Below are 9637 nucleotides of genomic sequence, written 5' to 3' on the forward strand. Positions count from 1 at the left end.
TGTAAAGCCCGAGCTTTTCACTTTGTGATCCGCGCCCGCCTTGACGGCCCTGCATGGCAGCGCGAGAAACCCGCTATGAAACTGGACGATTTCGATTTTCACCTGCCCGAAACGCTGATCGCGACGCGCCCTGCCCGGCCGCGTTCCTCGGCGCGGCTTTTGCTGGCCGAGGGCGACGCGACGCGCGACCTGCATGTGCATGATCTGGCCGATCTGCTGGGGCCGGGCGACCTGCTGGTTCTGAACGACACCAAGGTGATCCCGGCGCGGCTGTCCGGGACCCGCGCCCGCCAGACCCCGCAGGGCGAGGCGGTGGCAAGGATCGAGGTCACCTTGCTGGAACCCGCAGCCGATGGCTGGCGGGCGCTGGCGAAACCGCTGCGCAAGCTCAAACCCGGCGAGGTGATCCGCTTTTCCGACCGGTTTTCAGCCGAGGTGACGGAGATCGCCGATGGAGAACTGACGCTGCGCTTTGACGCAACCGGCGCCGATTTCGACGCCGCGCTGGCGCGGGTCGGCGCCATGCCCCTGCCCCCCTATATCGCGGCGCTGCGCGCCCCCGACGCGGCCGATCATCAGGATTACCAGACGGTCTGGGCGCGGCGCTCGGGCGCGGTCGCAGCCCCCACCGCCAGCCTGCATTTCGACGCCGATCTGCTGGCGCGGCTGGCCCAAAAGGGCGTGCGCTTCACCCATGTCACCCTGCATGTCGGCGCCGGCACCTTCCTGCCCGTCAAGGTCGAGGACGTCACCACCCACCGGATGCATGGCGAATGGGGCGAGGTGACGCCCGAGGCGGCCGCCATCATCAATGAAACCCGCAGGGCCGGCGGGCGGGTGATCCCCGTCGGCACCACGGCGCTGCGCCTGATCGAATCGGCGGCCGATGCCGGGGGCCGGGTCCATGCCTTCAGCGGCGTTACCGATATCTTCATCTATCCGGGCTATCGATTCCGGGTGACGGATGCGCTGATGACCAATTTCCACCTGCCGAAATCGACGCTGCTGATGCTGGTCAGCGCGCTGATGGGACAGGACCGTATCAAAGCCCTCTATCGCCATGCGGTCGAATCGGGCTATCGATTCTTCAGTTATGGCGACGCTTCCTTGCTGATTCCAAAGGGTTCGTGATGCTGACCGTCCTTCGCACCACCTGGCCGCTGCTTCTGGGCATCCTGCTTTTGATGGTCGGGAACGGCATGCAGGGCACGCTTTTGGGCATCCGGGGCAATATCGAGGGCATCTCGACCACGCAGATGTCAGTGGTGATGGCGGCCTATTTCGGCGGCTTCCTGCTGGGGTCGCGGGTGGTGCCGGGCATGATCCAGAAGGTCGGGCATGTGCGGGTCTTCGCGGCGCTCGCCTCGCTGATCTCGTCACTGCTGATCCTTTACGCGGTCGCGCCGCACTGGATCGCCTGGTCGGTGATGCGCCTGCTGATCGGCTTCTGCTTTTCGGGGGTCTATATCACCTCGGAAAGCTGGCTGAATGCCTCGACCTCGAACGAATCGCGCGGTCAGGCGATGTCGGCCTATATGATCGTGCAGATGCTGGGAATCGTCTCGGCGCAGCTTTTGATGAACACCGCCGATCCGGCGGGATACCTGCTTTTCGTCATCCCCTCGGTGCTGGTCAGCCTGTCCTTCCTGCCGATCCTGCTCTCCACCCAACCCGCGCCGCAATTCGCGACCATGAAGCGGATGACCTTCGGCAAGTTGTTCCAGGTCTCGCCCCTGGGCTGCGTGGGGATTTTCCTGATGGGCGGCGTCTTTTCGGCGCTGTTCGGGATGGCCTCGGTCTGGGGCTCGTCCAAGGGGCTGACCGTGACCGAGATTTCGGCCTTTGTCGCCGCGATCTATGCCGGCGGGCTGGTCTTGCAATATCCGATCGGCTGGCTGTCGGATCACAGCGACCGGCGCATGATCGTGCTGGGGCTGGCGGTGCTGGGCTGCGTCACCAGCCTTGCGACCTTCGTGCTTGATCCGGGCATCTGGGGCCTGCTGCTGGCGGCGGCGCTGGTTGGCGGGGTCTCGAACCCGATCTATTCTGTGCTGCTGGCCTATACCAACGACTTTCTCGAGGCCTCGGACATGGCCGCCGCCTCGGCTGGGCTCTTGTTCATCAACGGAGTCGGCGCGATGACCGGCCCGCTGATCACCGGCTGGGTGATGTCGGTCATGGGGCCAGACGGGTTCTGGATCTATATCGGCCTCTTGCTGGTCATATTGGCCGCCTATACCGGCTGGCGCCGCACCCGCCGCGCCGCGCCCGCGCAGGACCAGAACTTTGCCGTCATCGCCCCCTCGGCTACCCCCGTCGCGGTCGAGGCGGCCCTGGAAAACGCCGGTTCGGACGACAGCGGTAAATCCTGACGCAGCGGGTACAGGACGGGGTTGCAGGGCGCGGCAAGCTCTGCAACCATTCCCTGACCACGAAAGGGGGCCTCATGCTTGCGACAGCGACGGACGTGAACCGCTTCTGGCTCGACGAGGTCGGCGAAAAGGGCTGGTATAACGGCACGGCCGCACTGGACCAGACCATCCGCGACCGCTTCATGGCGACCTGGGAACGCGCCGACACCCTTGCCCCCGCCTGGGCCGGCACGCCCGAAGGCGCGCTGGCCGCGCTGATCCTGACTGACCAGTTTCCGCGCAACATGTTCCGCAATGATCCGCGCGCCTTTGCCACCGACGCGCTGGCCCGCAGCATCGCCGACCGCGCCATCACCGCGGGCTTCGACCGCCAGATCCAGCCCCCCGCGCGGCAGTTCTTCTACATGCCCTTCGAGCATTCCGAAGACCTCGCCGATCAGCATCGCTGCATCGAGCTTTTCCGCGCTCATATGCCGGGCGAGAACCTGGAACATGCCGAACTGCATCGCGACACCATCGCCTGTTTCGGCCGCTTTCCCTGGCGCAACGATGCGCTGGGGCGCCAGCCCACGCAGGCGGAAACCCGCATGATGGATGCTGGCGGTTATGGTGCGCTGGTCTCGGGCAAGCTGTCGCTTGATGACCTTGTCTAAATGATTTAACGCTGAACTATCTTTTTCAAGAGGGGGAATTCCATGGCGCAGTCCTTCGACATGGTGGTGATCGGTTCCGGCCCGGGCGGCTATGTTTGCGCCATCCGCGGTGCCCAGCTTGGCCTCAAGGTCGCCTGTATTGAGCGTGAGCATCTGGGCGGTATCTGCCTGAACTGGGGTTGCATCCCGACCAAGGCGCTGTTGCGTTCAGCTGAGGTTTTCCACCTCATGCATCGCGCCAAGGAATTCGGGCTGTCGGTCGAAAAGGCCGGCTATGACCTTGATGCGGTCGTGCAGCGTTCGCGCGGCGTGGCCAAGCAGCTTGCGGGCGGCGTCGGCCACCTGCTGAAAAAGAACAAGGTCACGGTCATCATGGGCGAGGCCACGCTGACCGCCCCCGGCAAGATCAGCGTCAAGACCGACAAGGGCACCGAGGAAGTCACCGCCAAGAACATCGTGCTGGCGACCGGCGCCCGCGCCCGCGACCTGCCGGGGCTCGAGGCCGATGGCAAACGGGTCTGGAGCTACAAGCACGCGCTGGTCCCCGCGCATATGCCGAAAAAACTTCTGGTCATCGGCTCGGGCGCCATCGGCATCGAATTCGCCAGCTTCTTCAACACGCTCGGGGCCGACACCACCGTGGTCGAGGTGATGGACCGCGTGCTGCCGGTCGAGGATGCCGAAATCTCGGCCCTCGCCAAGAAGCAGTTTGTCAAGCAGGGCATGAAGATCATGGAAAAGGCCACGGTCAAGTCGCTTGACCGCAAGGCCGACAAGGTCATCGCCACCATCGAGAGCGGCGGCAAGACCGAGGCACAGGAATTCGACACGGTCATCTCGGCCGTCGGCATCGTCGGCAATGTCGAAAATCTTGGCCTCGAAAAGCTGGGCGCCAAGATCGACCGCACCCATGTGGTGACCGACGAATATTGCCGCACCGGGGTCGAGGGGCTTTATGCCATCGGCGACGTGGCGGGCGCGCCCTGGCTTGCCCACAAGGCCAGCCATGAAGGCGTGATGGTGGCGGAACTGATCGCCGGCGGCCACCCGCATCCGATCAAGCCGAACTCGATCCCCGGCTGCACCTATTGCAATCCGCAGGTGGCCTCGGTCGGCCTGACCGAGGAAAAAGCCAAGGCCGCCGGATACCAGGTCAAGGTCGGCCGCTTCCCCTTCATCGGCAATGGCAAGGCCATCGCGCTTGGCGAACCCGAGGGACTGGTGAAAACCGTCTTCGACGCCAAGACCGGCGAGCTTCTGGGGGCCCATATGGTCGGCGCCGAGGTGACGGAACTGATCCAGGGCTATGTCGTCGGCCGCACGCTGGAAACCACCGAGGCCGAGCTGATGGAGACGGTCTTCCCGCACCCCACGCTCAGCGAAATGATGCACGAGGCGACGCTTTCGGCCTATGGCCGCGCCATCCATTTCTGATCCGATCAGGACCGGCGATGAAACAAGGGGGCCAGAACGGCCCCCTTTCTTCTTCATGAAAATATCCCGGGGGCGCGGGGGCAGCGCCCCCGCATCCTCGCCGCTCAGACGGGCATCCGCGCCTCGATCATGCCGGCATACCAGCTTGATCCGGCGGGAATGGCATTGTCGTCGAAATCATAGGCCGGGTGATGAACCATGGCGGTATCGCCATTGCCGACAAAGATATAGGCGCCGGGACGCTCCAGCAGCATATAGCTGAAATCCTCGCCGCCCATCATCGGGGCCATCTCGGTATTGACGTCGCCGGCAATGCTGCGGGCCACCTCGGCGGCATGAACCGTGGCCTCGGGATGGTTCATCGTCACCGGATAGCCGCGATCATATTGCACCTCGGCGGTCGCGCCATAAGCCGCCGCCACATTGGGGGCGATGCGCTTGATGCCCGCTTCCAGCAGGTCGCGGACTTCGGGATCAAGGCTGCGGGCGGTGCCTTTCAGCTTCACCACCTGCGGGATGACGTTATGGGCGGTGGAATCGGTTTCCACCACGCAGACCGAGACCACGCCGCTTTTCAGCGGGTCCAGATTGCGCGACACGATCGATTGCAGCGCGACGGTGATCTGCGCCGCGACCAGCGTCGTGTCGATGGTGTCATGGGGCTTGGCGGCATGACCGCCCTTGCCGGTCACGACAATGTCGAACTGGTCGGCGGCAGCCATCATCGCGCCCTCGCGGATGGCGAAACTGCCGATCGGATAGCCGGGCATGTTGTGCATGCCGTAAAATTCCTGAATGCCCCAGCGCTCCACCAGGCCGTCCTCGACCATGGCCAGACCGCCTCCGCCGCCCTCTTCGGCGGGCTGGAAGATAACCACGGCGGTGCCGTCGAAATTCCGCGTCTCGGCCAGGTATTTCGCCGCGCCCAGCAGCATGGCGGTATGGCCGTCATGGCCGCAGGCATGCATGACCCCCGGATTTTTCGAGGCATATTCCGCGCCGGTCCGTTCGCGGATGGGCAGCGCATCCATATCGGCGCGCAGCCCGATCACCCGGCCCTTGCTGTCCGAGCGGCCCTTGATCACGCCGACGACGCCGGTGCGGCCGACGCCTTCGGTGACATCATCGACGCCGAATTCGCGCAGCAGGGCGGCGACCTTGCCGGCGGTGCGATGCACCTCATAGAGCAGCTCGGGGTTCTCGTGAAAATCCCTGCGCCAGGCGGTGATCTCGGGCAGCAATTCGGCGAAGCGGTTCTTGACGGGCATGTGACATCTCCTTCGCGGGCAGGTTACGCCTTTCGGCCCGGGCTGCAAGGGCGGGCGGGTGCCGCGCCTTGCGATCAGGCCGGCGGATCCGCGTCAGCGGGAGGATATAGCCGCGACAGGTCATCCAGCGCCCTGGCGTTGCGAAGCCCGATCTCTTCGGCGGTCAGCGGCGGGATGGCGCCGGTCACGCGGCGCATCTGCAGGTCGCCGACCAGCAGCGTGAGCCACAGCTCGGCCAGATCGCGGGGCAGCACATCGCACCCGTCGCGCGATCTGGCCAGTTCGCCCGTGGCCTGCGCCTCTTGCATGACCCGCCCGAATTTCGGCGCGCAGGCCTGGCGCCCGGCCTCGGCCAGCGTGCGGCCCAACTCACCCGTATCGTCTGCCGCCGCCGCGCGGTTCAACGCCATCGCCCGGTCGCTGAGCAGCATCGTCAGCAATACCGGCCCGACCACGCGCAGCACCGCCAATCCGCGCTCGCCCCGGCCATGCGCCTGCTCCAGCGCCGCGCATGGCAGGCTGGCATTGCGCATGATCAGCGCCCGGAACAGACCGGTCTTGTCACCATACCAGCGATAGAGCGTCTCGTTCGAGGCCCGCGCCGCCCGCGCAATGGCCTGCATGCCCGCGCCGGCAAAGCCATGCTCTTCCAGAAGACGATAGGCGGCGGCCTCGATTTCCTCTTCCCGGTCGTCGCGGTTCGCGCGCTGCATCAGACTGTCTCCGCTTGCTGGCAAGCATATCGCATGATAGCGTCCGACGCATTACAGTAATTCGTATTACGGTTTAATCATTTCCCGGTTTACGAGCTCAGGCCCCCATATCGTGACCGATCGCTGGCGACATTGTCGCGTCATTGCTGTTGGCAAGGGCATCGTCCCGCCCAGCGATATGGGGGTTCGACATCCCGCATCGCGTGGAATGACCGCTGCGCGTCACTGAAAACTGCGCGTCTTGGCCGGCCGCCGTCCCAGCATATGGGCCAGAACCGCGTTCAGCACTGCCGCATCGGTCACCGCGGCACCCAGATCGGCGCCCACCCCGCCCTTGCCGCTGACCCGCGGCCCGTCGCCGGATCTGGACAGCCGGGACAGAAAGTCGCACCAGTCGCCATCATAGCCGCGCATGACGGCATCCGCCGGCTTGCCCGCCGAAAGCCGCCAGCACCGGAAGCGCGTCTCGGCGGGCGCCGGAGGATCGGCATGGATCGGCGGCGCCACCGCCCCGACCGAGGCGCAGGGACCAAAACCCATTGCCTGACGCGCGGCGATGAAGGCGCGGGCCGGGAACCAGCCGGCACCGATCGACAGCAGATGCAGCGCGCGCCACTGCCCGTCGCCGCGCCCGGCAGCGCCCCTTTGCGCGGCTTCAAGGCCCAGCCCGGCCATGGCCTGCCACAGGCCGCCGCCCGGCTCGACCGCGCGGTCGCAGCCCGCCAGCCAGGCCGAGAACAGCGGCTGCGCGATGCCAAGGGCGCGGCGGTCGAGATAGCTGTTCAGCCGCTCGCCCGAGCCGGCGGCAAGGGCAAAGGCCAGCTCTGCCTCATAGAGCATGCGCACCATCAGCGAGCGCATCTCGTCGGCGCCGTAATGGACATGGACCGGATAGATGCCATTGACCTTGAGCGGCTCGATCATATGCGCCGCCAGCCGGGCGACCGGGTCGGCATCGGTGGTCGGATCGTGAAAGATCAGCGCCAGACCGGGATATTCCTGCCAGCCCCGCGCGCTGGCCAGATGCAGCGCGGTCTCGCGGATGGCCTCGGGACCCAGCCCCAGCCGGCTTTCGCCCCGCAACCCGGTGCTTTCGGCATGGATCGTATGGCCGACCAGCGCCGAGCGCCGCACGTCGCGCAGCCGCGCATAGCCCGAGGGCAGCCCCGGCGCGTCGCCGGCGGTGGCGGCGGGCTGGCGCACCTGCAGACCGAAGGCCCCCGAGACCGGCGGCGCGAGCCGGATCACCCAGGCGTCAATGATGTTTTCGGCCCAATCGGCATAGGTCCAGCGCGCCAGGCCGCTGCAATTGCACCAGTTGCTCCAGCCCGGCCCCCAGGAATTCTGGATGATGAAGCCGTGATCGTCATAGCCAAGAATGGCAAAGGCATGGGCGCCGGTCCGCCCCGGCTTGAAGGGGATGGTCTCGATCGGTCCGCGCCGGCGAAACTCCCAGCCGGAATGGGTATGGGCGGAAACCACGATCGCCCGAGCCTCGTGCAGCGCGGCCTGATAATCGGTCAGAACCGGATGCAGCCGGTAGTAGGCGCCCAGCGTGATCTCGCGCGCCTGCTTGGCGGCCTCGATGGTCAGATGCCATTCGGGATCATAGCCGCTATAGGGGGCGGTCGCCTCCTGACAGACGCCGAAATGGAAAAAGCCCTTGATCGCACCACGCAGCGACGAGCCGCCGGGAAGATCGTCGACAAACTCGTCATGCTGGGTCGCCAGGCCGTAAAGCATGGCCGGACTGACGCTGGCGGGCGCCTCGTCGCCGCCGGGCAGCTCGCGCAGCTGGCGGTCGATGACCGCCGCCAGCGCAAAGCCCGTGCAGCTGAAACCGTCCTGCTGGACGCGCGCATTGCCCAGCCGTGACATGTCGGGCAGCATCTTGCCGGGCAGCGCGGCCAGCGACGGGCGGTAGAAGCGGTCGCGGCGGTCGAAACGGTCCGGCATGGCGCGGTTCGACATCGCCAGCGCCGGCGGGACCGTGGCCGCCAGCTCGTCGCCATTGCCGTGCTGCATATGCAGGGGCATGCCGAAATAGGGGGGCGGGTCGGGCGATCCATGCGGCGCGGTGCCGCCATCGGGCGGGTCCGAGCCGTCCCCCATGCGCCGGAACAGCTCGGCCTCGGTCAAGGCGGCGGGCAGCAGCACGGCATGGTTCAGACCGAATTTCAGGCAAGCATGCACGGCGATGACCTTGCCGCTGTCCAGCGCAACCACCGGAGAGCCGGAACTGCCGCCCAGCGTGGTTGCATCATGGCGCATGCCCATCACCGGATCATGCGCCTGCGACGGGTTGATCCGGCCGGGCGACACGCGCTTGCGGCCCAGTTCCGTCGCGCCAAACAGCGCCCCGAACCCGCTGCTGACCGGATCGGCCGGCGCCTGCATCGGATAGCCGATGACGCAGATCGCGGCCTCGGGCGCGGGCAAGGGATCGCCGCCGGCGGGCAGCGCAAGCTCCAGCGCGGGCCGGGTGCAATCCCCGGCCAGCCGCAACAGCGCCAGATCCAGCACGGCATGCGGCCATTCGACGGCCTCGATGTCGATCACCTCATCCGGGCCGCCGGCCGTCTCGAAGCGCACCCGCGCCGGGCGATAGGCGGATTGCGGCGGTGTGGCGTCGGGCTGGGCATCGGGCGCGCAGAGGATGCTCTCGCTTGACTTCAGCAGCGCGCGCAGCACATGGCGCGCCGTCACCACCCGGCGCGGATCCGTGCTGACCCGAAAACAGGTGGCGATGTTGTGCCAGCCCTGCTCCTCGACCTCGATCCGTCCGACCGAGCCCGCCATCCGCGCCACCGCATCCTGCATCCGCGAAAAGTCCTGACCGTCGAACCCCTTGGGCGGCGCGACATCGGAAAGCCGGTCATCCTCCAGCAGCAGCGCCGGCCGGTATTCAAGGATGATCCCACCCACCCGTCCCGGCGCCGACAGCGTCGAGCGATGCATGGCCATCAGCGATCGCCAGTGGCGGATATCGGGCGCGGGTTCGGGCACGGCGTGCCTCTGATTGCATAGGGTCTAGGGAAAATCGCGTTTCCTATGCTACCGTTAATACGGGCGCGAATCCATCCTGCCGCGATTCCACCCGTGAAAGCGGCGTCCTGCCTGACGCATTCATTGGAAATGCTTGTCTGGAGGCATGTCATGCCGCGTCGGGGTTTGTTTGTTGTCGTGACGTTTCTTGG

General features: G+C 66.2%; 7 protein-coding genes. 4 read left to right on the plus strand and 3 right to left on the minus strand.

What is annotated here, in order from left to right:
* Nucleotides 1-75 precede the first annotated feature (75 nt).
* From queA to lpdA, 4 genes are all read left to right on the plus strand, one after another.
* The gene (queA, locus tag DFP89_RS06775) at nucleotides 76-1131 is read left to right on the plus strand and encodes a tRNA preQ1(34) S-adenosylmethionine ribosyltransferase-isomerase QueA (RefSeq protein ID WP_114348664.1); all 1056 of its coding nucleotides are present in this window, start codon (nucleotides 76-78) and stop codon (nucleotides 1129-1131) included.
* On the plus strand, nucleotides 1131-2372 hold the full coding sequence (locus DFP89_RS06780; RefSeq protein WP_114348665.1) for an MFS transporter: 1242 nt from the start codon (nucleotides 1131-1133) through the stop codon (nucleotides 2370-2372). The genes queA and DFP89_RS06780 overlap by 1 nt, the downstream gene beginning before the upstream one ends.
* Before the next feature lie 74 nt (nucleotides 2373-2446).
* A complete protein-coding gene (locus DFP89_RS06785) occupies nucleotides 2447-3025 on the plus strand; it encodes a DUF924 family protein (RefSeq protein WP_114348666.1) in 579 nt (192 codons plus the stop codon).
* A gap of 42 nt (nucleotides 3026-3067) precedes the next feature.
* On the plus strand, nucleotides 3068-4459 hold the full coding sequence (gene lpdA, locus DFP89_RS06790; protein WP_114348667.1) for a dihydrolipoyl dehydrogenase: 1392 nt from the start codon (nucleotides 3068-3070) through the stop codon (nucleotides 4457-4459).
* Between the two features lie 104 nt (nucleotides 4460-4563).
* On the opposite strand, the gene DFP89_RS06795 is transcribed toward lpdA, so the two are convergent.
* The 3 genes from DFP89_RS06795 to DFP89_RS06805 form a co-directional block, all read right to left on the minus strand.
* Nucleotides 4564-5727, minus strand: coding sequence for a M20 aminoacylase family protein (locus tag DFP89_RS06795; protein ID WP_114348668.1), 1164 nt, complete (start codon nucleotides 5725-5727; stop codon nucleotides 4564-4566).
* Nucleotides 5728-5801: 74 nt separating this feature from the next.
* Complete coding sequence (locus DFP89_RS06800) at nucleotides 5802-6440, minus strand: TetR/AcrR family transcriptional regulator (protein WP_114348669.1); 639 nt, start codon at nucleotides 6438-6440, stop codon at nucleotides 5802-5804.
* 222 nt (nucleotides 6441-6662) lie between these two features.
* The gene (locus DFP89_RS06805) at nucleotides 6663-9446 is read right to left on the minus strand and encodes a trypsin-like peptidase domain-containing protein (protein ID WP_114348670.1); all 2784 of its coding nucleotides are present in this window, start codon (nucleotides 9444-9446) and stop codon (nucleotides 6663-6665) included.
* Nucleotides 9447-9637 lie beyond the last annotated feature (191 nt).

It is taken from the genome of Paracoccus lutimaris (assembly GCF_003337565.1).
Classification (GTDB): Bacteria; Pseudomonadota; Alphaproteobacteria; order Rhodobacterales; family Rhodobacteraceae; genus Paracoccus; species Paracoccus lutimaris.

Coding starts and splice junctions, on each gene's coding strand:
- queA (WP_114348664.1), top strand. CDS start 76: ATGAAACTGGACGATTTCGATTTTCACCTGCCCGAAACGCTGATCGCG.
- DFP89_RS06780 (WP_114348665.1), top strand. CDS start 1,131: ATGCTGACCGTCCTTCGCACCACCTGGCCGCTGCTTCTGGGCATCCTG.
- DFP89_RS06785 (WP_114348666.1), top strand. CDS start 2,447: ATGCTTGCGACAGCGACGGACGTGAACCGCTTCTGGCTCGACGAGGTC.
- lpdA (WP_114348667.1), top strand. CDS start 3,068: ATGGCGCAGTCCTTCGACATGGTGGTGATCGGTTCCGGCCCGGGCGGC.
- DFP89_RS06795 (WP_114348668.1), bottom strand. CDS start 5,727: ATGCCCGTCAAGAACCGCTTCGCCGAATTGCTGCCCGAGATCACCGCC.
- DFP89_RS06800 (WP_114348669.1), bottom strand. CDS start 6,440: ATGCAGCGCGCGAACCGCGACGACCGGGAAGAGGAAATCGAGGCCGCC.